Annotated in this window: 24 protein-coding genes and 3 pseudogenes; 19 read left to right on the top strand and 8 right to left on the bottom strand. The window is 68.6% G+C overall.

The window, feature by feature from the left end:
• Window positions 1-358: 358 nt before the first annotated feature.
• Window positions 359-1228, bottom strand: a complete 870-nt coding sequence (locus tag OG568_RS42695; protein ID WP_329535405.1) for a UbiA family prenyltransferase — start codon at window positions 1226-1228, stop codon at window positions 359-361.
• A 149-nt stretch (window positions 1229-1377) separates the two neighbouring features.
• On the opposite strand from OG568_RS42695, the gene OG568_RS42690 reads away from it, so the two are divergent.
• Genes OG568_RS42690 through OG568_RS42680 form a run of 3 tightly spaced genes read left to right on the top strand, consistent with a single transcriptional unit; the run spans window position 1378 to window position 4015 of the window.
• Complete coding sequence (locus tag OG568_RS42690; protein ID WP_329535404.1) at window positions 1378-2445, top strand: type III polyketide synthase; 1068 nt, start codon at window positions 1378-1380, stop codon at window positions 2443-2445.
• 26 nt (window positions 2446-2471) lie between these two features.
• The gene (locus OG568_RS42685) at window positions 2472-3005 is read left to right on the top strand and encodes an isoprenylcysteine carboxyl methyltransferase family protein (protein ID WP_329535403.1); all 534 of its coding nucleotides are present in this window, start codon (window positions 2472-2474) and stop codon (window positions 3003-3005) included.
• Entirely contained in the window at window positions 3002-4015 is a 1014-nt protein-coding gene (locus tag OG568_RS42680; protein WP_329535402.1) for an NAD(P)/FAD-dependent oxidoreductase, read from the top strand. The genes OG568_RS42685 and OG568_RS42680 overlap by 4 nt, the downstream gene beginning before the upstream one ends.
• Window positions 4016-4626: 611 nt before the next feature.
• Here the strand turns inward: OG568_RS42680 and OG568_RS42675 are convergent.
• Window positions 4627-5526 (bottom strand): NAD(P)H-binding protein, encoded by a 900-nt coding sequence (locus OG568_RS42675; protein ID WP_329535401.1) that lies wholly within the window; start codon window positions 5524-5526, stop codon window positions 4627-4629.
• Between the two features lie 282 nt (window positions 5527-5808).
• Here OG568_RS42675 and OG568_RS42670 point away from each other — a divergent pair, with 282 nt between their 5' ends.
• Both OG568_RS42670 and OG568_RS42665 read left to right on the top strand, forming a co-directional pair.
• A complete protein-coding gene (locus OG568_RS42670) occupies window positions 5809-6225 on the top strand; it encodes a hypothetical protein (RefSeq protein WP_329535400.1) in 417 nt (138 codons plus the stop codon).
• 537 nt (window positions 6226-6762) lie between these two features.
• A pseudogene (locus tag OG568_RS42665) lies at window positions 6763-6975 on the top strand (SDR family oxidoreductase); the annotation flags it as partial.
• Window positions 6976-7473: 498 nt separating this feature from the next.
• On the opposite strand, the gene OG568_RS42660 reads toward OG568_RS42665, so the two are convergent.
• Complete coding sequence (locus OG568_RS42660; RefSeq protein WP_097224270.1) at window positions 7474-7749, bottom strand: hypothetical protein; 276 nt, start codon at window positions 7747-7749, stop codon at window positions 7474-7476.
• A gap of 1408 nt (window positions 7750-9157) precedes the next feature.
• On the opposite strand from OG568_RS42660, the gene OG568_RS42655 reads away from it, so the two are divergent.
• The 3 genes from OG568_RS42655 (at window position 9158) to OG568_RS42645 (ending at window position 10821) form a co-directional block, all read left to right on the top strand.
• A complete protein-coding gene (locus OG568_RS42655) occupies window positions 9158-9820 on the top strand; it encodes a GAF and ANTAR domain-containing protein (protein ID WP_329536599.1) in 663 nt (220 codons plus the stop codon).
• 532 nt (window positions 9821-10352) lie between these two features.
• A complete protein-coding gene (locus OG568_RS42650; RefSeq protein ID WP_329535399.1) occupies window positions 10353-10475 on the top strand; it encodes a hypothetical protein in 123 nt (40 codons plus the stop codon).
• A gap of 64 nt (window positions 10476-10539) precedes the next feature.
• Entirely contained in the window at window positions 10540-10821 is a 282-nt protein-coding gene (locus OG568_RS42645) for a hypothetical protein (protein WP_329535398.1), read from the top strand.
• Here the strand turns inward: OG568_RS42645 and OG568_RS61555 are convergent.
• A pseudogene (locus OG568_RS61555) lies at window positions 10812-10988 on the bottom strand (amino acid permease); the annotation flags it as partial. The gene OG568_RS42645 and the pseudogene OG568_RS61555 sit on opposite strands and share 10 nt — an antisense overlap.
• Before the next feature lie 437 nt (window positions 10989-11425).
• On the opposite strand from OG568_RS61555, the gene OG568_RS42640 reads away from it, so the two are divergent.
• A complete protein-coding gene (locus OG568_RS42640; protein WP_329535397.1) occupies window positions 11426-11581 on the top strand; it encodes a DUF6131 family protein in 156 nt (51 codons plus the stop codon).
• Window positions 11582-11749: 168 nt separating this feature from the next.
• Here the strand turns inward: OG568_RS42640 and OG568_RS42635 are convergent, their stop codons facing one another.
• The 3 genes and pseudogenes from OG568_RS42635 to OG568_RS42625 all read right to left on the bottom strand — a co-directional run.
• Window positions 11750-13339 (bottom strand): phytoene desaturase family protein, encoded by a 1590-nt coding sequence (locus OG568_RS42635; RefSeq protein WP_329535396.1) that lies wholly within the window; start codon window positions 13337-13339, stop codon window positions 11750-11752.
• On the bottom strand, window positions 13332-13802 hold the full coding sequence (locus OG568_RS42630) for an SRPBCC family protein (protein WP_329535395.1): 471 nt from the start codon (window positions 13800-13802) through the stop codon (window positions 13332-13334). Before OG568_RS42630 ends, OG568_RS42635 begins: the two co-directional genes overlap by 8 nt.
• An 812-nt stretch (window positions 13803-14614) precedes the next feature.
• Window positions 14615-14882: pseudogene (locus tag OG568_RS42625) on the bottom strand (IS110 family transposase); the annotation flags it as partial.
• A 296-nt stretch (window positions 14883-15178) separates the two neighbouring features.
• Between OG568_RS42625 and OG568_RS42620 the strand changes: the two are divergent.
• The 10 genes from OG568_RS42620 (at window position 15179) to OG568_RS42575 (ending at window position 21186) form a co-directional block, all read left to right on the top strand.
• Window positions 15179-15859 (top strand): HemK2/MTQ2 family protein methyltransferase, encoded by a 681-nt coding sequence (locus OG568_RS42620; RefSeq protein ID WP_329536598.1) that lies wholly within the window; start codon window positions 15179-15181, stop codon window positions 15857-15859.
• Window positions 15840-16052 (top strand): CDGSH iron-sulfur domain-containing protein, encoded by a 213-nt coding sequence (locus OG568_RS42615; RefSeq protein WP_329535394.1) that lies wholly within the window; start codon window positions 15840-15842, stop codon window positions 16050-16052. Before OG568_RS42620 ends, OG568_RS42615 begins: the two co-directional genes overlap by 20 nt.
• A complete protein-coding gene (locus tag OG568_RS42610) occupies window positions 16049-17065 on the top strand; it encodes an iron-containing redox enzyme family protein (RefSeq protein ID WP_329535393.1) in 1017 nt (338 codons plus the stop codon). The genes OG568_RS42615 and OG568_RS42610 overlap by 4 nt, the downstream gene beginning before the upstream one ends.
• Before the next feature lie 370 nt (window positions 17066-17435).
• Window positions 17436-17864: an AI-2E family transporter gene (locus tag OG568_RS42605; protein WP_329535392.1), complete on the top strand. Its 429-nt coding sequence runs from the start codon at window positions 17436-17438 to the stop codon at window positions 17862-17864.
• Window positions 17855-18436, top strand: coding sequence for an AI-2E family transporter (locus tag OG568_RS42600; protein ID WP_329535391.1), 582 nt, complete (start codon window positions 17855-17857; stop codon window positions 18434-18436). Before OG568_RS42605 ends, OG568_RS42600 begins: the two co-directional genes overlap by 10 nt.
• A 438-nt stretch (window positions 18437-18874) precedes the next feature.
• Window positions 18875-19390: a hypothetical protein gene (locus tag OG568_RS42595; protein ID WP_329536669.1), complete on the top strand. Its 516-nt coding sequence runs from the start codon at window positions 18875-18877 to the stop codon at window positions 19388-19390.
• Complete coding sequence (locus OG568_RS42590) at window positions 19309-19746, top strand: GAF domain-containing protein (protein ID WP_329535390.1); 438 nt, start codon at window positions 19309-19311, stop codon at window positions 19744-19746. Before OG568_RS42595 ends, OG568_RS42590 begins: the two co-directional genes overlap by 82 nt.
• Window positions 19747-19797: 51 nt before the next feature.
• Window positions 19798-20022, top strand: coding sequence for a hypothetical protein (locus OG568_RS42585; protein ID WP_329535389.1), 225 nt, complete (start codon window positions 19798-19800; stop codon window positions 20020-20022).
• Between the two features lie 222 nt (window positions 20023-20244).
• Window positions 20245-20802, top strand: a complete 558-nt coding sequence (locus OG568_RS42580) for a hypothetical protein (protein WP_329535388.1) — start codon at window positions 20245-20247, stop codon at window positions 20800-20802.
• Between the two features lie 228 nt (window positions 20803-21030).
• A complete protein-coding gene (locus OG568_RS42575; RefSeq protein WP_266587254.1) occupies window positions 21031-21186 on the top strand; it encodes a DUF6131 family protein in 156 nt (51 codons plus the stop codon).
• A 1652-nt stretch (window positions 21187-22838) separates the two neighbouring features.
• Here OG568_RS42575 and OG568_RS42570 read toward each other — a convergent pair.
• Complete coding sequence (locus OG568_RS42570) at window positions 22839-23804, bottom strand: pirin family protein (protein WP_329535387.1); 966 nt, start codon at window positions 23802-23804, stop codon at window positions 22839-22841.
• Window positions 23805-23905: the final 101 nt, after the last annotated feature.

The following is a 23905-nucleotide window of genomic DNA, read 5'->3' as shown; positions in this document are numbered from 1 at the left end:
CACGGGCTGCGTTTCAGGAGGTGGGGGCGTCGCGGTGTGGTCGGGGTGGTGATGGGTGCGCCGGGCCGCCTTCAGGCCCGCCTCGTGCAGGTGGTCGCGTCCGGCGGCCAGCTCACGGGACGGGCGACAGCCGCTCATCGCCAAGGCCCTGATCTTGCTCCGCCGGTCTCGGACGGTGATCGACTCTTCCCCCTGTGCGGGCACAGTCCGAAGGGCATTACTCGTCGCGCCATACGTCCACTTGGTCTGCTCTGGCTGCGACCCAGGACTGCACGGACCTTTGGACCCGCGAGCTGTGAGGCGATCCGCACGATCTCGGGCTTGGTCATGGTGTGAGCCGGTCGGCGAGGCAGAACGGTCAGGCGATCCCGGTGCCGCGCAGCAGCAGCAACGCCACGTCCACCACCGCCACGGCGACGGCTGCCGCGAACGCCGCCCGCTGCCAGCGGCGTCCCAGCACCATCCCCGCCACCGCCACCACTGCGGCCACCGCGAGGGCCGCCACTCCCCATCTGCCGGGGCCTCCGGAGGGCCCCAGCGCCAGAACCGCGGACGCGGTCACCAGCGGAACCGGCAGCAGCAGCCGCGCGCCGTCCGGGCCCAGCCGGTGCGGAAGTCCCCGTACGCCTGTCGCCAGATCCCCTTGGATATCCGGCAGCACATCACCCAGATGGGCTCCGACCCCCAATAGCGCCCCGGCGGTGACAACCCACCAGGCCGGCCACGGCTGCCCCGGGAGCCCCAGCGCCACGAACGCGGGGAGCGCGGCGAAACCCACCGCGTACGGCGCCCAGGACCATGCTGTCGCCTTGAGCCGCAGGTCGTACGCCCACGCCGCCGCCACCCCGACCAGGTGAACGACGCCCGCCCACAGGCCGCAGGCGAACGAGATCGGCACGCACAGCGCCAGCGCGGCATACGCGGCCACCCACACCTCCGTCACACCCACCGTGCCGTCGACGACGGGTTTGCCACGGCGGCCGGCGGCGATGTCCCGGCGCGCATCGAACGCGTCGTTGCACCAGCCCACGGACAACTGCCCGGTCAGAACGGCGGCTGCGGTCAGGACACAACGTGCGGCGCTCTGTCCGGCGGTCGCGGCCAGCGCGGCCATCAAGGCGGTGACCGCCACGACAGGTCCGGGGTGGCACGACCCGGCCAGGCCGCCCACCCGGCCGGCCCAGCTCGCGGCCGCGCCGTCGGCCGTCGACTGCTCGGGAGTGCCCACCCGGCCGATCGTAGGCGTCCCGGCACCCACCCGGCTGGAGCACGCGCCCCTGGGCTAACGGCCGGACGGGCGATGCATGGTGTCGAAGCTTCGGTCCGGGGAACACGTGCAGAGCAACTCACCCCAGTCGATAGCCGGACGGGAACCATATGACGCGGATCGCCGCCGTTCACGGTGCCCTCGCACCGCACCGTCGCACCCAGTCCGAGATCACCGACATGGTGGCCCGCACCTGCCTGCCCGAGGGCACCGACCGCCGGGTCCTGGACCGGCTGCACCGCAGCGCGAAGGTCGGCTCGCGCCACATGACGCTGCCGCTGGAACGGTACGAGGAACTGGACGGATTCGGCGCCGCCAACGACGTCTTCATCGCCGCCGCCACCGACCTGGGCGCCAAGGCAGTGAGAGCCGCACTGCACATGGCCGGTGTGTCCGCCGCCGACGTGGACCTGCTGATCTTCACCTCCGTCACCGGCATCGCCGCCCCCTCGATCGACGCACGGCTGGCAGGCCGCCTCGGACTGCGGTCGGACGTCAAACGGCTGCCCCTGTTCGGCCTGGGCTGCGCCGGCGGCGCTGCCGGACTGGCCCGTGTGCACGACTACCTGCTGGGCCGGCCCGGCCACGTGGCGGTGCTGCTGTCGGTCGAACTGTGCTCGCTCACCTTCCAGCGCAACGACGCCTCCATGGCCAACCTGGTCGCCACCGGACTGTTCGGCGACGGCGCCGCCGCGGTCGTCGCCTGCGGCGGGAACCGCCCGGGCCGCCCTGACGAGACCGTCGGCCCGACGATCGTGGACGCCCGCAGCCACCTGTATCCGGACACCGGGCGCGTCATGGGCTGGGACGTCAGGAGCTCTGGCTTCCAGGTCGTCCTCGACCCGCAGGTCCCCGATGTCGTACGCCGTTACCTCGCCGATGACGTCGAGGGGTTCCTCGGCGACCACGGCCTGAAGCCGAAGGACGTAACTGCCTGGGTGTGCCACCCGGGTGGCCCCAAGGTCCTGGAGGCCGTCACCGAAGCCCTCGACCTGCCCGACGACGCGCTCGATGTGACTTGGCGTCACCTGGCCGACGTGGGCAACCTGTCCTCGTCATCGGTACTCCACGTACTGCGCGACACCCTGGCCGAACACCGGCCGCCGCCGGGCACCCCGGGTGTGCTGCTGGCGATGGGGCCCGGCTTCGCCTGCGAACTTGTCCTGCTGCGCTGGTAGTCGAACCCTCGAAGGACACAGGACACATGATCTGGTACGGACTACTGGTGGCCGCTGTCGCCGCCGAGCGCGTCGCCGAACTCGTCGTCGCCCGCCGCAACGAGCGGTGGAGCTCTGCCCGCGGCGCGATCGTGACCGGGCAGGGCCACTACCCGGCGATGGTCGCCCTTCACACCGGCCTGCTGGTCGGCTGCCCGGCCGAGGTGTGGCTGGCCGACCGGCCCTACGTACCCACGCTGGCCTGGCCCATGCTGGCCGCGCTGGTAGGCGCCCAGGCGTTGCGGTGGTGGTGCATCGAGACCCTGGGACCCCGTTGGAACACTCGGGTGATGGTCGTACCCGGCCTGCCGCTAGTGACGAGCGGCCCCTACCGTCTGCTGCGGCATCCGAATTATGTGGCCGTCGTCGCCGAGGGTGTGGCCCTGCCACTGGTGCACACCGCCTGGGTCACCGCGGCCGTGTTCACGGTATTCAATGCCGCCCTGCTCACCGTGCGCATCCGCTGCGAGAATCGTGCGCTGGCCGCAGCGACCGATCCGACCACGACCGCTCCGGCGTGATCGACGTCCTGGTGGCCGGCGGCGGGCCGGCCGGTCTGGCCGCTGCCATCCACGCCGCGCTCGCCGGCCTGGAGGCCGTCGTCGTCGAACCCCGGACCGCGCCCGTGGACAAGGCTTGCGGAGAAGGCGTCATGCCGGGCGGTGTCGCCGCGCTGCGAGCATTGGGCGTCGACGTCACCGGCCGCGAACTGCGCGGCATCCGTTACGTGGACGGCGTCTCCCGCGCCGAAGCGTCTTTCCGCGGCCGTGGCGGGCTGGGGATCCGCCGTACGACGCTGCACTCCGCACTGCATCAGCGCGCTCTCAGCCTCGGCGTGCGCATACTGACGGGCAAGGTCGGCGAGGTGTACCAGAGCGCGGACACGGTCACCGCCGCCGGGACCACGGCCCGTTGGCTGGTCGCCGCCGACGGCCTGCACTCCCCCGTGCGCCGCAGCCTGAGTCTGGAACTGCCGGGCCGCCCCCACGGCCGCTACGGATTGCGCCGACACTACCGCGTCGAGCCGTGGACAGACTTCGTGGAGGTCCACTGGTCCGGGCATGGCGAGGCCTATGTGACACCGGTCGGCGACGACCTGGTGGGCGTCGCTGTCCTCAGCCGCAGCCGTCGCGGCTACGACGATCACCTGGCCGGCTTCCCGGCCCTCACCGCGTCGCTGCGCGGCCAGGCCGCGACGGAGGTACGCGGCGCCGGGCCTCTGCTGCAGCGGGTGCGGCGCAGAGTCGCCGGACGTGTCCTGCTCGTCGGCGACGCCGCGGGCTACCTGGATGCCCTCACCGGCGAGGGCATCGCCCTCGCCCTGGCGACGGCCGGGGCTGCCGTCCGCTGCCTGGCCGCCGGGCGACCGGACGCGTACGAGCGCGCCTGGGTGCACCTGACCCGGCGCCACCGGCTGCTGACCGGAGCTCTGCTGGCCGCGAGCCGCCGTCCTGGCACCGCCCGCCTCATCGTGCCGGCAGCGTCTCGGATGCCCCCGGTGTTCTCAGCCGCGGTTCACGCACTGCAGTAGCGGCCTGGCTCTATTCACCCCAAGCGTGAACGAAGTCAACCGTACGCGCTCTGGTGATCATCAACCGCTTGCAGCGGACCGCTGTGCAGATGATGCAACCCGAGGACGAGGAGGAGCGGCCAGGACAGGCTGCGCCCGTGGCAGCCGCGATGGCGGGAGCGGACCTTCTCGCTACCCAGCTCGCGGCAGACTGCGGGAGCCTCGATGGGCTTGGCGACGTGGAGGATCAGATGGTCAGGCGGTATGGGCCGCGCGGTTTGCGGCACTCGTCTGATGCCTCGCATGAGTCGTCACCCCACATGACGGCTATCCGTCACGATCGGCCCTATTCGCGTGCACCATTGTGGAGCCGGTGCGTGATGTCCCGTGCAGACGGCGTCGCCGCGGACGGACACGACACTCGTGCCAGGCGAGAATTCATCACTTTTTGTGGAACGCTGGCTTCCTCTCGGCGTCTCGTATCGGTCCGATCAGCCCCACCGAGTGCCGGCGACGGCCACCACACCTATGAGGGCGCATCAACCGCCGACACCGTGGTGCCGCATCGGAGTCCCCAGACCGGGGACTCCGATGCGGCACCATAGTCGTTCTGCTCTGGATCGTTCGGTGGCTCAGGCGGATGCCAGTTTCTGGATGCGCGGGTGGTTTTCCAGTGCCCACCGCACGGTCTTCGGCGGGCGTCCGAGCAAGGTTTCGAGCTGGTCGGTGACGCCACGGTACCCTCCGCCGCCCATCAGCCGGGTCAGGGTCTTCAGGTGTTCCGCGATGTGCGGAAACGCGGCCAGGGCGCTATCCACGTAGGTCTCGTTCCAGGTTTCGACATCTTCGGGAATGTAGGTGACCTTGCGTCCCAGTGCGGCGGCGTAGTCCTGCGCGGACCCGTGCATGTCCTTCAGTTCCGGGCCGGTGAGGTCGTAGGACTTCGAGATGTGCTCAGCCGGGTCGGCCAGGATCTTCACGCACAGCTCCGCCACGTCGTAGCCCGCGATGGGCGCGAGCCGGTGGTGGCCGAAGGGCAGGCGCAGTTCACCGTCGCTCAGCGGGCCCAGCGCCAGCCAGGTCATCAGGGGGTTCTCGACGAACATGGCCGCCCGCACGTTCACGGTCGGCAGGCTGGACCAGTCCAGTACCTGCTCGGCGACCCAGTGAGCCCGCTGCTGCGGCGACCACTGCGTGATGAGTCCGCCGAGCCATGCACGCCGCTCTTCCTCGGGCGCTGTCATCTTCTCGAACGTCATGAAGGACTGTTCGTACTCGGAGATGTTGACGAAGACCTCGATGTCGCCCTGGGCCCGCGCCGCCGCGGCCATCAGGCTAACGGCATCGGTGTAGTACGGCGACAGGCTCATACTGAAGTAGATCCGGCGACAGCCCTTCAGCGCGGCGGTCACGTCGGCGATGTTCAGCAGGTCACCGACGAAGACCCCGGCCCCTGCCTGGCGCAGCGCATCGGCGCGTTCATCGTCCTGGCGCACGAACGCACGTACCAGGTGCCCTTGTTCGAGCAGCATGTCGACCATCGTTCGGCGCCGCGTACATCCCGTCATGCGGCTTTTCTAGATTTTGGCTCACCAACATGCCCCTGTTAACCATGCCTGCGCAGAAGCGGCCAACTGCACCATGCATCGCGTAGGGCAGTCCTGGGCGCTCTGGCACATGCCTCTCACAACGTGCAGGTGAACTAGTCAGTAACAGAGAGTGGCCTTCGACACGTTGAGATAGCTCGCCGACTCGCTCAATTCAGCCCTGCTACAGGTGAGTCGTCTGCCGGGCTCAAGGCGTCCCCGAACGACGTGAGCACCCGAGCGGTGGGTCTGGACAGCTTCCTCACCGGCCGTATCCCGCACACGGAAGTCACACTCGGCATGTCCCGACGGCTCTACGCAACCTGCGCCGAACTCTTCCAAGCCGACCAGAAGATCGCAGAGCGGACGCCAGGGCTGTGCTCAGAGGACGGCGCCACCGAAGTGGAGGAGGAAGAGCTGGAAGAACGATCGACGGCCACGCGCCGCGAGTACCGCGAGCGCCAGGAGGAAGCCAGGCCCATCGTCCAACGCCGGCTCCGCGAGGTCTTCGCAGCCTCCCGCGATCAGCCCTGGGAGCACCGCCTGGTGGACACCCCGCAGACCCTGGTCCGGTTGCGTCGTGCCGTACGGCGCTATCCAGCGCTCGTGACAGCGCACCGGCGGACTGGGCCGTTGGTGTGGTGATGGGGCGGCGGCACTGTCGTTGGCTACGACTGCGCGTTATTGCAGTGTATGGAACCTTCTGGCAGTGAAGCCGTGCCGTCCGCAGCCCCTGCCTGGAGCCTGTTGACTGAATTCCTTCGGGTGGGGTGGCCCGGTGCCGTCTGTTGTCCGGGCGGAAGGGAGCGCGCCGCGATGGTCATCTGCTCGGCGGTGACGGTTTTTGCTGCGGTGGTGCTAGCCGCTGCCGGACGGGGCATCTGAGATGTGAATGACGCACTGAGGAGGCTGGGTTGAGCATCAGCCCTGGCGCCTATATGTCGCTGCGAGACCAGCTTGTCGAGGTGATCTCCCGCATGCGCTCGCAGACCGCGTTGGTGGAAGCCGTGGCCTGTGTGGGTGAAATCCCGCTCACTGGGGCGGATGGTGCTGCGAACGAGAGCGGTGCCCCGCAGCATGTTTGGCCTGAAGGAGCAACCAACGTCGGGGATACACGCATGGAACCGTGACCTCGCCGAGGGCGCGTTATCGCTGGGGAACGGCGAGTTCTACGGCCATGCCAATGGCATCCGCGTCAACGCCCTCGCCCCGGGCCCGTATGAACGCCGCTGATTCCAGCGACGCTGCCGGACACCACCGAGTTCGGCAAGCAGGTGCCCCTCCGACGGCCTGCCCGTCGAGATGGCCCCCGCCTATGTCTTCCTCGCCTCACCGCGGGCGAGTTTCATCACCGCAGAGATCCTCAACGCCACGGGCGGCACACCGCTCCCCTGAAAGGGAGCCGCCCCGAGATCGTGTCGGTGGATAGCCGGGCGGGCCGCGGTGGTGTGGAAGTCCCGATGCAGTGTCCGGACGGCGCGGCACGACCCGCCCATGCCACCGACTCATCTGCCGGGATCAGGTCGGGACCAGGCGACTGGACCCTTCCGCTGTTCGGCACTCGCTTGTCGTAGCTGACGCCGGACGCTCGCGGTGTGCCGTCGAGGTCGGTCCAGGTGAGGTCGTAGTGCTGCATCGTGATCGTCATGCGTGCATCGTTGCTGCCAGCACTGACAGCGGGCCTGGTCGGGATGTCGGTCGGACGCAGATACTTCCGGCCGCGATCTCCCGCTGGCCGGTTTGTGGTGCATGGTGTGCGTGCGGGTCCTCCACCCCCAGGTGGGAACCCCTTTCGGGCCCTGCCGTTCGCTGCGAACGGCAGGGCCCGCCGCTCTTCCCGGCTCGCCACGGGAGGCCATGCGGCTGCGCTGCGGCGGTACCGGTGGACTGCTGTCAGCCGGCTTTGTGCTGTTCGCGGATTTCATGGACGGTGGCGTTGAGGGTGCCGTCCTGCTGTTCGTAGTGGGAGAGGGCAAGGCCGAGGCCGAAGAAGGTGGGCGCCCATTCGCCGACGAAGAGTCCCCACCGGTCGGCACGGGCGAGGCCGAGGCCGGGTTCGAGTTGAAGCGAGGTGGCCCAGGCGGCGACGCTGAGGCCGATGGATGCCATGCCGGCGAGGTAGGCGTGTTCGCTGCGGATGCCCATGTCGTGCATTGATTTGATGATCACGGCGCGCTCCGTTCCTTGGATGGCTTTCCCTGGACTGAGTTCCCAGACCAGACCGCCCTATTCGGACCGTCTGCCAGATATGCCTATTTCGGTGTTGGCTCGTAGGCTGACCTGTAGACCCTCAGCCGCCGTGTCATGCGCCAACGCTGTGAACTGTGCTTTTGTCCGGCGGCTCACGCTGTGTCATCCGTCGATTGTCTCAGCTTCCGTGTCATTTCCTCAGGTCTCCTGTCCGAGGCAAGCCGCTGACCTGCGACATGACACCAGCGTGAGACTGCGGCGGACATGTCCTGTCGCACTCAAAGTGGCGGATTCTTACTCGATGTCATCCCCATTGGCGATTCTCACTGCATCGCGTATTCAGCGTGTCCTGTCCCGGCGCGTCTTGTCGCTGTCCCAGTGCGCTTTGCCGCGTTCGCAGATCCGTCCCAGAGTGTATTGCCGCTCGCCCTGGTGGGTGCGGCCGGTTCGCCGGTCACACCACAGGTCAGAAGCTGCGCAGGCATCCGCCACTGGGCGGCAACTTCAAGTGGGACGATGTCAAGCAAATCGACCTGAGCGACAAAGTGCAGTGGGATTCCCCCGCGTCCTCGTTCACCGGGCCTTGCCTCTGCCTGAGGGCTGTCCCGTAAATGATCCGCGGAACCGTTGTATGACCTGCTCGTTGCGGGTCCATCGGCGACGATGGGGTTGTGCAGGTCGCCGATGCCGAGGGGTCAGTTCTGGTTCACCGACCAGACTGCCGCTGGATCACAGTGGGCTGGGCAAGCCAGTAGGTAGACCTCATTGACGAGGAACAGCCAGTAAGTCTCGGCTCTGAGACTGTAGGGCTGCTCTGGCTGGCCTGGGTGGAGGGCGAATTCCATGCCCTCCGGCACCTGGCAGACGTACACCAAGTCAGCGCCGCATGCGCACCGGTAGTACTCGTCGCCCTGCGCCCAGGACGGCGTACCGCCCACCCTGAACATCTGGGCTCCCCGCCCTCGCGCGTCGGGGGTGTCTGTAAAGGGTTGCAGCGTCAGCGGCAGGGCGCACCAGGATGGCTCGGGCGCCGCCATCGGCAGGGCCGCATGGCACTGAAGCAGCACGCACCAGAACGGACGCGGGTAGGGCTACTGCGGAGCGTCCCAGTACAGGGGAACAAGTCGGCCGTCATCTCCGATGACCCGCCGCCTCATCCGCGAACCGGCATACAGGGCTGCGCGGGTGCTGATCGCCCCCGCCGCGCCGACCGCCGTCATCACGCTGACGATGCCCGGATCGCGTCACCGGGAGTCATCCGCTTGCCTTCCGCGGGCATTCGGCTCCGATGTCACGGTGAGGATCGCGTGAAAAGCTGAGTATGAGGCTTGTCCGGGCGAGACGAGTAGCGGAGGACGAAGTGGACTGGCGACGGTTCGCGCAGCAGATGGCGTCGATGGCACGGGACCTTCTGTCGCAGGAATCGGTCGATGCCACGCTGGCGAGAATCACCGCATCGGCCACCGAGCTGGTCGAAGGCTGCGACGCCGCTGGCATTCTCGTGCTGCACGACTCGAAGGTGGAGACGCTCGCCCCCACCCACCAGCTGGTCATCGACAACGACCAGCTGCAGCAGCGGCTGGGCGAAGGACCGTGCTTCAATGCCGCCCGCAGCTCGCAGGGGGAACGGCTCTTCCGCATCGCCGACCTCACCGGCGAGCAGCCACGCTGGCCCCACTACGTCCCCCAGGCTCAGGCGCTCGGCGTGGGCAGCGTGATGGGCTTTTTGCTGTTCGACGATGACGAGGACCTCGGTGCACTGAACCTCTGCTCCCGCAAACCCGACGCGTTCACCGAGACCAGCGAACTGGCCGGGTGGCTGCTGGCCTCCCACGCAGCGGTCGCCTTCTCCAGCGCCCGCACCCACACCCAGATGGAACAGGCCGTCGCTACCCGGCACGTCATCGGCGAGGCCATGGGCATCCTCATGGGCCGCCGTCACCTCACGGAGCACGAAGCGTTCGACGTCCTGCGCCGTTACTCACAGGAGAACAACATCAAGCTCCGTGAAGTCGCCCGACGAGTCTGCACAGAGGGCAGTCTTTCATGACCTGACCTGCGGCTTCCCCGGCTCGTGGGCTGAACCAGAGAAGCCTGAGCCAAGCCAGCCCCATGGGAACGCCACTAAACCCGGCCTACCCACCAAGTCCCCCCACCCGACCGCTCCCACACATCCGTGAGCGGACCGACGAAATCGCATAGAGGCATTCAGCAGTCGGCGGCGGCGCGGCGTTGTTTGCCGCCATCCGAGCGGGAAGCTTTCATGGTCGGTAGGGTAGTTGGCTGAGATGGGCGGCCCTGGTTGGATGCAGGGCAGACCGGCAGCGAGCGCGGAGGGCACGGGCGGTCCGGGCGGCTGGCGAGGTTTCGGGAGCGGGGCCAGGGCGCGGGCGTGTTCGGCCTGATCGTGGAGACCGTGCCTGTCACGTTCCGTGATTGGCACTGCGTGCGCGGCATCGGCGGGCCCGGCGCGCAGTTGTTGGAACGGTTCCCCGAGCAGGTGGACGAGGCAATCGCCGACAAGCAGGGCACCAGGTTCCGTAACGCCTGCCGCAGCGGATCCAATCACCTGCGAGCAGCGCGTGGTCGACGGGCGCACCCGGCGGGTGTACCGGGCGACCGAGGCCGGGAATGAGGCCCTCGCCGAGGACCGCAAGTCACTGGCGACACTGGCCCGCGAGGTACTCGGCAACGAGGCGCCCTGACACGGCAGTTCCGGGCGCCCGTCACTCAACTGCCGTCGCCCACAGGCTCAGCCGGGGACGTGAGGTGGGCGGCGAGGCGTTCGACGCGGGCGCGGACGTCGGCGCGTATGACGCGCACGTCCAGGTCCTGGCCCGCGACATCGTCCACCGGCCAGTCCTCGCGCCGCTGTCCGGGCAAGGTGGCGCAGGCATCGCGCCGCTGGTGGTCACCACGATGTCGCTGGCCGCGACGGTGTGCTCTGTCAGGTGCCGCGTGGTACGGCCGGTGAGGTCGACGCCGACCTCGGCCATCGCCTGCACCACCAGCGGGTTGACCCCCTCGCCGGGCTCGGGGCCCGCCCGGTGAGGCACCTTAAAGCGCGGTGAACGGCGGCTAGGTGGTGCGGCAGATGCCGGTCACGGGCCATCGCCAGAGTGGTTCCGGGAGACGCCCAGGATCAGGGTGAGCAGGGAGCCGAGCACGGCGACCAGGGCCAGGGCGAGCGGGATGGCGCGGGGGATGGTGCGCGCGGGAGAAACCGCCTATTTCATCATATGTAGCCACCGCCGGCTCAGTGGGCAGAGCCAGCGGCTATCCCGTGAAGTTCCACTCTCCGCGTGCGGCTGCTGGAGTCACCGCCCAGACTGAGAAGAAGCGGCCGAAGCCGGTGAGTTGAGCACGCGGCCGTACGCATCACCGGCCGGCCTGCCCACCCCCGCACCCGCGTGGGACTCACTCTCACCTCCCAGGCGGCACCGGGCACCGTCCTCGATGTCCTGTGCGAAGGCCCGCTCCGGACTGTCCGTCGGTCCACCGGCTCCCCTGGCATGCCCACCGAGGTCCGCCTGCAGGTCGCCGGCCACAAACCGCACCGCGCGGAGTGAGGAGGAGACCGACCATCCCCGTGTCTCCCCTTGCGGTCTCTCGCAGTTCACAGGGGCACCGGCACCACTCCCCAAAGGGAGAAACCATGATCGTCCTAGGCATCATTCTGCTCGTCGTCGGCTTCCTCGCCGGGATATCCATCCTGTGGACCATCGGGATCATCCTGCTGGTCGTCGGAGCCATCCTGTGGATCCTCGGCTCGATGGGACACGCCGTCGCCGGCCGACGCCACTACTGGTGATCGACCCGCGTGGCCCGCCGCCACCGATCCCCCGGGATCGCCCGGCGGGCGCGCGGACGCCTGCCCGATGACAAGGGGCTGCGGGAAGCGCGGCAGTCATCGGGCGGCATGCCGGAGCACGCATGCTCCCCGCTCTGGTGTGTGCGGGTCTGGTGTGTGCGGGGCGGTTCAGATCCGTTGGGCACGGTGGAGGAGGGTGTGCAGTCCGTAGGGTCGTAGCGCGGCTCGGGCAGCGTTCGCTCCCGGGGCTCCGTGGACTCCGCCGCCGGGATGGGCGGCCGCGGAGGCGAGGTAGAGGCCCTTGACGGGGGTCTCGGGTCGGCCGGTGCCGGGGACGGGGCGGAAGACCGCCTGCTGGTGCAGGGCCGTGGTGCCGTTGTTGATGGCACCGTTGTGGAGGTTCTCGTTCATGGCCTGCAAGGTGGTGGGGGCCAGGATCCGACGGGCGAGGATCCGCGTACGGAAGCCGGGCGCGAACCGCTCCACCTGGGCCTCGATGCGGTCCGCCATGGCTTCCTGTTCGCGGGCGTCCCAGCGGCCGGTGATGCGATCGGGGCCGGCATCGGAGGTGATGCGCTGCGGGACGTGGGTGTAGGCCCACGCCGATTCCGTACCGACGGGTGAGCGGCTGGGATCCGCTGTGGTCATCTGTCCGAACAGGGCGAACGGCTCATCGGGCACCTGTCCCATGGCGATCTGCGAGGCGAACCGGGTCAGGCTGTCGATGCCGTCGGCCACGTGGACCGTCCCCGCACTGGCGGCCTGCGGCGCGGTCCACGGCACCGGTCCGGTCAGCGCCCAGTCAACCTTGAAGGTCGCGAAATCCCACTGAAAGCGTTCCAGATCCCGCAGGAGGCGGGAGGGAAGGTGTTCCTCGCCCACGAGCTCCCGGTACAGCGCCGGCGCCGACGTGTCCGCGAGCACGGCGCGCCGCGCTCTGACGGTCTCCCCGCCGGCCGTCCTGACGCCCACCGCCCTGCCGCCCCGTACGACGACGGACACGACGCGCTCCCCACAGCGCAAGGCGCCGTCGTGGTGCTGAAGCCGGCTCAGGAGCGCCGCGGTCAGGGCGCCGGCGCCGCCGACGGGGACCGGGAAGCCGTGGCTCTGTCCGACCATCGACATCAACCAGCCGAACCCGCCGCTGCCCACCGCCTCGGGAGCCAGGTCGGCGTGCAGGGCATTCCCGGCCAGCAGGAGCCGTCCCCCCTCGCCCCGGAACTCCTCGTCGCCCAGGCGACGCACCGGCAGGGCCAGCTTCCGGGCCAGCCGCAGTCCGCCCGCGGCCCGGAGTTTCGCCGCCAGGCGGAGCGCCGGGCGGACCGGGGGGAAGGGCGTGAACATGGCCTGCACCAATTCCTGCCTGACACAACTCCACACCTCGTACATGTCCCGCCAGGCATCACCGTCCCCCGGTGCGAACCCTTCCAGCCCGGATACGGTCTCCTGCACGCGCCGCTCCAAGACCGCGCACCTCCCGTCCCTCAGCGGGTGGGCCAGCACGCGCGGGGCATGGCTCCATCGCAGTCCCTCCGCCGCGAGATCGAGGCGGGCGAGGACCGGGGAAACGGCGGCCAACGGATAGAAGGCGCTGAAAAGATCGGAGACGTAGTCGGGATGGACACCTCGGTCGCTGCGCACCGCACCGCCAGGCTCCTGCTGAGCCTCCAGGACTTCCACGCTCCACCCGGCGTCCGCCAGCAGATTGGCCGCCACCAGCCCGTTGGGTCCGGCGCCGATCACCACCGCGTCAGGCATGGCGGGCCCCGGCGTGATCCTGCTCGACGGGGTCCTGTTCCACGAGCCTGGCCAGGCGGGCCAGCATCCCACGGTGCCGCAGCTGGAATACCGCTTCAATCGCGCCGTTGTGGAGAGTGCCTCCCAGGCCGCGCAGGGGGTGCTCGTCGCAGATGACGAGGGTTTCCTCCTCGCCCCACGGCCTGAGCTGGAGGAAGATCCTCGCGGTGCCGAGCGACTTGAACGAAGCTTCCAGCTCCAGCTCTCTTCCGGATTCCCGGTGGCGGACCGTCGTCACTCCGTCGGTCGACCAGGGACCCAGCCGCAGGGTGTAGCGGAGCCTGGATCCGACAGCGGGCCAGGTCTGATCGAGTGGCGTGGACGTGGAGGGCCCCACCACCCACTCGCCGTACCGGGTCGGATCGGCAAGCACCGCCCACACCGCGTGTGAGGGACGCCGGATCAGCTGATGACGGACGGCCATGGAAGGAGCCCCTTCTGCCGGAACGGACGGAGTGTGGCACAGCAGCGTTGTGCGGCACTCGGAACGCCTGCCTGTGTTCGTACCGGCGCTCGCACAGGGCTGGAACTCTCGGACACGGCGGAAGCCTCATCCACCATGTGGTGTCACGGCCATGGTGCGCGTACTCGAACGCCCTCGCATCTCACCCACGCCGGAGGAGAGTGCGGCGCGGCGCCCACCGGGAACTGGGCAGGACAGCGAGTCATCGGCACCAGCGGCGAAGGACCGGCGACGGTGAGCCGCGTAGCACCGAACTCGCGAAGCCAGGGAAACTCGGTACTTGAAAGTCGGCTCACGTCGGGCACCTTTGCGGACAGCCCCGCGCTGGGTTGGGGCGGGGCTGCCCGGCCCGCGAAAATACCCTCGTGTGCTTCCCGGTTCGGGGCCATTATCCAATGCCGGCTTCGCCCCGGTCGGCGCCGCGGTGCGAGTCCTGCCCGGCCCGGCAAGGAGCGTACTGCCTTCGGTGGCGACTGCACCCTGCTACTGCGTGGCTGGGAAGGACCCTGCAATCCCCCGACCCGAGGTTTGGTCATGAGCATCGAGAACCAGCCGAGCAAGCGGGCCCGTCAGATGCGAGGCAGCGGAACCATGGACCCCATGTAGATACACCCGCAGATGGTCTGGGCCCGCCCCGGGTCACCCCGACGTGAAGGTGACAGCCGCACACCAACCCGTCGTACAAGCCCACCGCCGAGGGCCACGGAGCCGCTATTAGCCCGTACCGCTCGTCCGCCGTCGCGGGAGGGGGCTTTTCGTCAAGCCTGGGCTGGTCATGCGACGGCTGTTTCGGGGAGGCAGGGTTCGTAGAAGGTGCCATCGCGGAGCATCGCGAACAGCACGCTGATGCGGTGGCGGGCACGGCGGAGGAGGGCTTGGGTGTGGGTGTTTCCGCGGGCCCGGTATTTGTCGTAGTAGGTGCGGGAGGCGGTCGTGCAGGGCGGCGAACGCGGAGAGGAACATGGCCCGTTTGAGCTGGCGGTTTCCGCCTCTGGGTGCGTGTTCGCCGTGAATGGAGGTGCCCGAGGACTTCGTGGCGGGGCCCGTGACGGCGCCGGACCGCGTGGGACACACACGTGGCACCGGTCGCCTGAGTCGATCGCAATAGAAGGGATGAAAGGTAGATAAACGGGCGCGGCCGCGGCGCCCGGATGATCGTAAAAGTGTCCGCTATGCCGTGTGAGGTCCATTTCGCCGGGCACTCGGAGCAGTGACGCATTGGTCGGGTGTGCTCTGCGAGGCTCGCCCGTAAGGCGCCCCCCTCGCATTGAGCCACCCGACGGGTGAGTCCGGTGACACGCTCGGGGCGCGGGCTGCGAGGTGTACGTGTGATCGACATGACGACCCAGAACGACAGCGAGGGCGGCTCGGTGCTGGCCCCGTGGCGGGTGTACGCCCCCCAGCACGACACCGAGTTGTTGATCCGGGCCCTGGACCGGGAGCACCTGTCCGCGGGAGCCGCTGTCCTGGACATGGGAACCGGTGCCGGTGCCCTCGCGCTGGCTGCCGCCCGGCGGGGCGCCCACGTCACCGCTGTCGACAGGACCTACCGGGCGGTCCTGGCCACCCGGCTCAACGCCCGGCTCGCTCGACTGCCCGTCGAAGTCCTCCACGGTGATCTGTTCGGCCCGGTTGCCGGCCGCCGGTTCGACCTGGTCGTGAGCAATCCGCCCTACGTCCCGGCGCCCGGGGCCGTCCCGCGCCGCCACCGCGCCGCGGTGGCGTGGGACGCGGGTGCCGACGGACGCCTGCTGCTGGACCGGATCTGCCGCCGCGTGCACACGTCACTGGTTCCCGGCGGTGTGCTGCTGCTCGTGCACTCCACGCTGTGCGGCATCGCACCGACCCTGGCCGCGCTGGCGCGGTCGGGACTCGAAGCCCGGGTGACCGACCGGCGTCTTGTGCCGTTCGGTCCGGTGCTCCGCTCACGCGGGGCGTGGCTGCGGGAGCGGGGACTTGTCGACGCCGACGAGGATAAGGAAGAGCTGGTGATCATCCGTGCCGAACGGACCCGCTGAACAACCCCGCCGCGTCACGCTGACGAGCGACGGACCGATCCTCGTCGAAGGACCGGTCGAGGTCGTACTCGACGACGGGAGCACCGTGCGCTCGGACCGTTTCACCGTCGCGCTCTGCGTCTGCCGGCGCAGCCGGTCCTACCCCTGGTGCGACACCAGCCACCGTGCCCGAGCCAAGAGGCGGACCACATGACCACCACTGCACCGGCAGTCCCTGACCGCACCACCGGCCCCGCGCTGCCTCGAAGCAGGGGTGAACTCTCACGTACGGTCCGCCAGGCCCTGACCCGTCCCGCCGGGACGCCGCTGCCGCAGCGGGTGACGGCAGCGCACGCGGACCCGTACGGGGACGATCTGCAACTGGCGCTCTACCTCTGCTACGAACTGCACTACCGAAGCTTCGCCGGCGTCGACCCCGGGTGGGAGTGGGAGCCCGGCCTGCTGCGGCTGCGCGCGGAGATGGAGCACAGTTTCCTGTCCGCGCTCCGCGCCGAGACCGGACCGCCGAGAAAGGCCGACGAGGCCCTCGCGGACCTTCTCGTGGAACCCGTCGACGGCGACGGACCCTCCCACTTCCTCAAGAATCGAGGGGAGTTGTGGCAGTTCCGCGAGTACGCGGCCCAACGCTCCCTCTATCACCTCAAGGAAGCCGATCCGCACGCCTGGGTCATCCCAAGACTGACGGGACGCGCGAAGGCCGCGATGGTCGCCGTGGAGTACGACGAGTTCGGCGCCGGACGACCCGAGCGCATCCACGCCCGGCTGTTCGCCGACCTGATGGACGACCTCGGCCTCGACACCGCGTACGGACGTTACGTCGACACGACCGGTGCGGAGATGCTGACCAGCGTCAACCTCATGTCCCTGTTCGGACTCCACCGCGCGCTGCGCGGGGCGCTGGTGGGCCACTTCGCAGCCGTGGAGACCACCTCGTCACCCGGCTCACGGCGCCTCGCCCACGGGCTGCGACGGGTCGGTGCGGGCCCCGCCGCCGTCCACTTCTACGCCGAGCACGTGGAGGCCGACGCGGTCCACGAGCAGATCGTCCGCCGGGACGTCGTCGGCGGCCTCCTTGAAGCGGAGCCCGCCCTCGACGGGGACGTCGCCTTCGGTGTCGACGCCACCGAATGGACCGAGAAGCGGCTCGGCAACCACCTCCTCACCGCCTGGCGCGACGGCCGTACTTCACTGCGCACCCCGTTGTGACCTGCCCTCAACGCATCGGCTGGACAGGCGAACCCTGCGCGTCTGCGGTACGAGCGGAGTGCCTGGGTACCCGGGAACGGTGCCACCCTCCTCGTCTCGCACCAACTGCTCGTGGACGACCTCAGGGTGAGTGGTGGTCAGGGGCGCCCCGCGGCGACATCCATGCCCATACGAGGCAGTCGAGGAGAGGCATCGCGATGTCTGCGCAGTCCAAGCCCGAGTCCGTCCGGGAGGAGCACGGTGCGCTGAACGGGGCGGCGGGCCTGAACGGCTCCGACCCCGGCCCGGCGGATGGCATACGGGTGTCCCAGGAAGCGAGGAGCCGCCGAACCGTGAGCCACGCGGCGGGCGCAAGCGGTCCTGGGTGACGGTGGGTTTCGCTCTGGGGCTGGGGGCGAGCCTGGCGTGGCTCGCCGTGCAGACCGTCATGCGGGTCAGTTCGATGCTGACCTTGCTGCTGCTGGCCGTTTTCATCGCGATCAGTCTGGAACCGCTCGTCGTCTGGTTCACGCGCCGGGGGCTGCGGCGCGGCTGGGCCGTCGCGATCGTACTGACGGGGTACATCGTCGTCGTACTCGGCGGCTTCCTGGCGCTGGTCATTCCGCCAGTGACCAAGGAGATCACCGCGCTGGTAGACGCGGTGCCCGGCTGGTTGGAACAGCTCCACGACCATCAGTCCACGATCAGCCGCCTGGGGACCGCTTCCACCTGGTCGAGAAGGCCAAGGAACAGATCGGTTCAGGAGGCGGAGCCTCCGGCCTTGCAGGAGGCGTCCTGGGCGCTGGCCAGATGGTCCTGAGCACCGTCGCGTCCACGGCCATCGTGATCATCGTGACCCTGTACTGCATGGCGGCGCTGCCGGCCATCAAAGAGTTCTGCTACCGCTTCGTGGCGGCCAGCCGCCGTGAGCGCGTCGAGGGCGTGGCCGAAGAGATCATGAACCGGATAGGCAAGTTCATGCTCGGCAACCTCGTCACCTCGGGGATCGCCGACGTGGCGACCTTCGGTTGGTGCGCGGCCACCGGTGTCCCGTACGCCGCCGCACTGGGCGTCTTCACCGCCCTGATGGACCTGATCCCGATCGTCGGCTCCACTCTCGCCGGCATCATCGTCAGCCTCGTCGCACTGTCCGTGTCCCTCCCCATCGCGATCGCGGTCTTCTACGTCGTCTTCCGGGTCGCCGAGGACTACCTCATCGTGCCGAGGGCCATGAAGTTCGCCGTTGACGTCCACCCGTTGGTCACCGTCCTTGCGGTACTGGTCGGCGGGGCGCTCCTCGGCATCATCGGCGCCCTCGTCGCCATCCCGGCGGCCGTCGCCGTCGGACTGGTCCTCGACGAGTACGTCTTCCCCAAGAAAGAACGGAACTGACGCCGCGCCGGTCGAGGGCGTTTCTGGACCCGGCGGTCGCCTGGGCCAAGGGCTCGAAGAGAAATAACTTGTGGGTTTTGAGACTTGACTTCGCAGGTCAGCACGTCGCGCACCCGCGTGTTGTTCCTCTGCGATCCCTAACGACCTCGTGCACGGTTGGCCGTGGCACGAGGTCGTAACGGAGTCCTAATTAGGATCCACGACGTTGTGGTGCACCACTCACGGATATCGGCTTCCTGGATCACGGCCTTCTCCTGAGCCGTTCGGGAAGCTGTGCGTCGCGCCCTCGCGGGGCGCCGATATCGACCGTGGTAGTCGACAGGTATGCCGAAGAAGACCCCGAGTGCCGCAGGCCGTTCCTCTCTATTCGAACGGCTGGGCCGCCTACTCGGCCATTCACCAGTCGGACGCGGATGGCGGCGGAGCAGCAATCTGCAGTTGGGGCAGCGTTCGCTGGGCTTCGCGGCGCTGGGGTTCCTCACGCTGGTGCCGCTGCTGACTATTGTCTCCTCGGCCGATCCAGAGCATGGGCGGGTATTCGCGCAGTGGCTGGGGGAAGGACTCGGCGTGTCGACGACCTCCAGGGAACATGTGGAGCAGTTGTTCACCCGCCCCAGTCAGGCTCTGCGGACCACGACCGCGTTCGGAATTGCCGTCCTCGCCGCATTCGGCCTGACCTTCGGGGCAGCGGTGCAGTCCGGCTATGAAAAGGTCTGGGACTTGCCCCCGGCCCGCTGGTGGGCCAGGTGGCGCCAGGTGGTGTGGCTCGGCGTACTCATCGGCTACCTCTTCACCTCCGCCACCACCACGCTGCGACCCGAGTCCTTGGCCGACGCGTTCGCCGCACCGCTGAGCGCCGTCCTGTTCTTCTGGTGGTCGCAGCGCATACTGCTCGGCAGGACGCTGCGTTCCCGAGCGCCCGGGCCTTCTGCGAAGGCCGCACGGTGTTCGTAGCCGACCGCCAGGCACTCGTCGCCGGCTACAGCCCCGAGGCGGTCGGCGTCTTCGACCGTATGGGCTTCAGCACGGTGCTGTGCCTGCCGCTCTGGGGCAGCCGCACCCTGCTCGGAGTCCTCACGATCTGCTGGATCAAGCCGCACGAGGTGAGTATCACCGAGCGGGTCACGCTCACCGCCGCGTCCGGCTACATCGCGCAGGCGGTGGAGCGCGCCCTCTACCTGGACGAGCGGATCTCGGTCGCCCGGCAGCTGCAGGAAGCCATGCTCACCGATCTCCCCCTGGCCGACCATGTCGAGATCAGCGCCCTGTATCAACCGTCCGCGAACGACAACATGATCGGCGGGGACTGATACGACGCCTATCACCTGCCGTCCGCCCCGTCCGGCGGACCAGCCTCCCTCATGATCACGGTGGGCGACATCACCGGCCACCACATGCACGCCGCGACCGTGATGGGCATCGAGCGCCCCAGCCACGACATCGACACCGCCATCGCGGAACTCGTCGCCCTGCTGGCCCGCCATGGGGACGGCTCGCTGCCCCACCTGGTCCGCCGGATCAGCAAGCGACTGGCAGACCCACATCCTGGGGACGACGTCGTCGTGCTTGCCGTGCGCGTGCCCTGACGCCGTCCGGTCTCGTCGCCCACGTCACAGCCCGTTCGCCACGCACGCATCGCACTGATCATCTTCATGCGACGCCCCGGGGCCACCCCAAGACGGCGGCGGGGCCGGTTGGACACCCGTGGCGCCGGTCGCCCGACGCATCGATCGTCACAGAAAGGGTGAATATCTGATAAACGGGAACTTGAAGGAGGTATCTCACCTTCCCACAAGGAGCCTGTGCCCATGTCTACGGGAACGCTTTTGGCAATCATCATTGCGATCGTGGTGGTGCTCGCCTTGGCCACTGTCGCGGTCTCACTCATGAGGCGACGCCGTCACCTCCGTGATCGCTTCGGCCCGGAGTACGAACGGACCGTCGAGGAGTCCGACGGCCGGCGGACCGCGGAACGTGAACTCAGGGAACGCGAGAAGCGGCACGATGCACTGGATATCAAACCGCTCCCCCCGGTCTCGCGTGACCGCTACACACGGGAATGGAGCAGTGTCCAGGAGGAGTTCGTGGACCGGCCGCAGGACGCGGTGCACGACGCGGACCGGCTGGTGACCTCCCTGATGCACGACCGCGGCTACCCGACCGAGGGGTTCGAGCAGCAGATGAAGGACCTCTCGGTGGAGCACGGGCGCACCCTCGAGCACTACCGCGCCGCGCATGAGGTGGAGTCCCTCAGCGACCGCAGCCGGGCGACGACCGAGCAACTGCGGGGTGCCATGGTGCACTACCGCGCGCTGTTCGACGAGTTGCTTACCGATGGCGGCCGGGCACAGCCCTCCCGTTCCTGACACCGCCCCCCCGGCGAGGAGGCTCCACAAGAAATGGTGGGCGTCAGACGGGATCACGGCCAACGAAATGCCCGCCGGCTGATCGACAGAACCGTGGACCGCTGGAGGCCGCCGGCCACAAACCGCACCGTACGGAGTAAGAAAGGAAACCACCGATCCCCGTGTCCACCCCCTTGCGGTCTCTCGCCGTTCGCCGGGGCGCCGGCACCACTCCCCCATGGAGAAACCATGATCATCCTGGGCATCATTCTGCTCGTCGTCGGCTTCGTCACCGGGATATCCATCCTGTGGACCATCGGGATCATCCTGGCGGTCATCGGAGCCATCCTGTGGATCGTCGGCGGGATGGGACACGCCGTCGCCGGTCGACGCCACTACTGGTAATCGCCCCACCCGGCCTGCTATGCCGTCACCGATCCCCTGGGATCGGGATCAGGAGGCACACGGCCCACGGTGCGGGTAGCCGGAGGTACCCCTCAGCGCCCGAGTCGGCTTCGGTCAGCTCGGGCCCGTCTCGTTTTCAGGGCCCGTGGCGGATCAATTCAGGGTCGTCCTGGGGCAGGTCCCGGCAGAGGATCTGCCGGGCCGAGCCCGCCAGGACGCTAGGCCGAGGGACGGATGTCGGTCTCTGGCGGCCTTGCCCCACGCATTCGGCAGGTGTACGGCGCCAGCCTGGTCACGACGTGAGGCCGAAGAACGGTTAAGAGGGGCAACCAGCCCGGATCGGTACGCAGCGGCAACCCTGCGCCGGGCAGGCAGGTCCAGGGACTCGTACAGGTACGTGCCCTGCCGGGACTAGAAGCGAGAGTGACGGTACCTGCAGAAGAAGCGCCGATGGAGGCATCGACCCTCGCCGTTGGGGAAACGGCCGACTCTCCGCACCATCGATGGTCCCTGCACGCCGAGCAGAAGAACCAGCCCATCCACGAGCGCCTTCGCACCCTGCTCAGGGAGCAGGTCATCGCCGTTCTACGGCCACACCCGGGGCCACGGTCGCAAGGAATGGGTAGCAGGCCGCAGTACGCGACCGGACCCTCGGCCGGGCTAGCTCGCGGGGGTCCCGCAGCGCGTTTTCTGTCACTTCCCTGTCACGAGCCCCATGGACGCTCACGCGTCGCAGGGTTCTGACCTGGACTTACGCCCCCGTTATGGATCAACTGGACGCCCTTGGACGGTTTCTACGACATGTGCCATGTGGGACCGTCATAGCTCACGACGGATGGCCACCACCACACGCGGCCACGGCGAGCGGACTATCGCTCTACGCCAGCAGCGTGCGGGATTCGGCGTGCAGGGCAGTATAGGCCGACGACCATGTCACACCAGAGTGCGAGCGGACGCAGTAGGCGGCACCCCCCTCTTCCCGGCTCCGACCGCTGAGTGGCACCGGGCGGCCACCCAGTCCGAGGGATCGCATCGGCCAAGATCCGGACCAATCCCGGGCCAGCAATCCCGTCAAAGCCGAGACGGGCACTGTTTGCGCTGGTCAGCGACGCGCTGCCTCTGTACCACCAGCAGACGAAGAACCTGCTGGCTGCCGTTCACCCGTTCTGAAGCAGAGCCTGGCTTGCCGACAAGCCGCTTCCGAGACCCGTCGCTGCAGCCACACCCTCCCCATAACGGTCCGCCCAAGGGGTGAGTACGGCAGCAGCGGCACGCCGGGGCATTGGGGGATTCCCACAAAAGCCCTCTCGTCACGGACTTCTCCTCCCCTTCGTCGCCCGGGTACTTAGGGACCCGTGCCCCAGCGCAAGTCACCGAAGTCAGCATCGGCCTTGCCTACACGCGAGCAGCAGCTCCGGGGCGGGCGCTCCAACAGCTGCGACACCAGCGCCATGACACTGACGCTCCGTCAGGAAAGTCAGCATTGGGTCAGCATTAGGCTGAATAAACCCGCCTACAGATGGCCAGACATGAGAACGCAGCGTTGTCCGTCGACGGACTTCGCAGGATCGATCGGCCCCTCGGGAGAACGGGGTGTCGAGCGCGGACGGCCGCATCCCATGAGAGGCCTGCACTAGAGCTGGAACCCCAGGTCAGCGCACCCTTCCGCGCGGTTTCAGTGGTACGGGCGGGAGCTCGGGAGCGCGCAGTGGAGCCCCGTCGTACCCCACCACCTCACCGAATCGGGAGCCCGTCATCCAGTCCGAACGGGCCTGTGCGATGTCCTCGGTGGACCGTCCGATGAAGTTCCACCACATGACCAGCTCCTCCTCGAACGGCTCGCCGCCCAGGAGCATGAGGGACGCGTCCGACTCGGCGCGCAGGGGGAGTTCAGTGCGGCCGCAGCCGAGGTAGAGCATGGAGCCCGGGAGCACCGGTACGCCGTCGACATGCGCCTCGCCGGACATGGACAGGACGGCGTACTCGAAGTCGGGCTCCAGCGGGAGTCGTACGTCGGCGCCGTGTGCCAGAGACAGGTCGGCGCCGACGATCGGGGTGTACGTCGTACCGGGCGAGGTCGTGCCGTCGACGGTGCCCAGGATGAGCCTGGCCTCGAGACCGGGGGCCGTGACGAGGGGCAGCTCGGCGTGGTGCTCGAAGTGCGGGTCGGTGTGGCGGTGACTGTCGGGGAGGGCGACCCACAGCTGCGCGCCGTGCAGGAAGCGTGCGTGCGACTTGGGGCTCTCCTCGGAGTGGCTGATGGCCCTCCCCGAGGTCATGAGACCCAGTTCGCGCGGACGGATCGTCTGCAGGCTGCCCGTGGAGTCGCGGTGCAGCACCTCACCCTCGTGCAGCCAGCTGACGGTCTGGAGTCCCATGTGCGGGTGCGGCGGGACCTGCATACCGGGCTCGTCGGCGATGTCGTCGGGCCCGTAGTGATCGACGAAGCACCACGCGCCGATCATGCGGCGTCCCAAGTTGGGCAGCAGGCGGCGGACTTCGGTGGACTCGCCGAGCTTGACCCGACGGGGACTGAGGAGTTCACGCACCGGCTCGGCCACCACAAAACCGCGGCCACCGCACAGCGCGGGAACTGCCTCGCGATCAAGATTGCTCATGGCGCCCAACCTAGCCCCGTCGGGGACCGTCCGTCAGGCCGTCCCCCTCGCACGGGCTCCCCGCACTCCCCCGGAGGGGGTACTCGGGTCACGACCGGTGC

The sequence above is a fragment of the Streptomyces sp. NBC_01450 genome, from assembly GCF_036227505.1.
Taxonomy (GTDB): Bacteria; Actinomycetota; Actinomycetes; order Streptomycetales; family Streptomycetaceae; genus Streptomyces.
The sequence above is the reverse complement of the archived record's forward strand: the minus strand, read 5'-3'. Positions and strand labels throughout refer to the sequence as shown.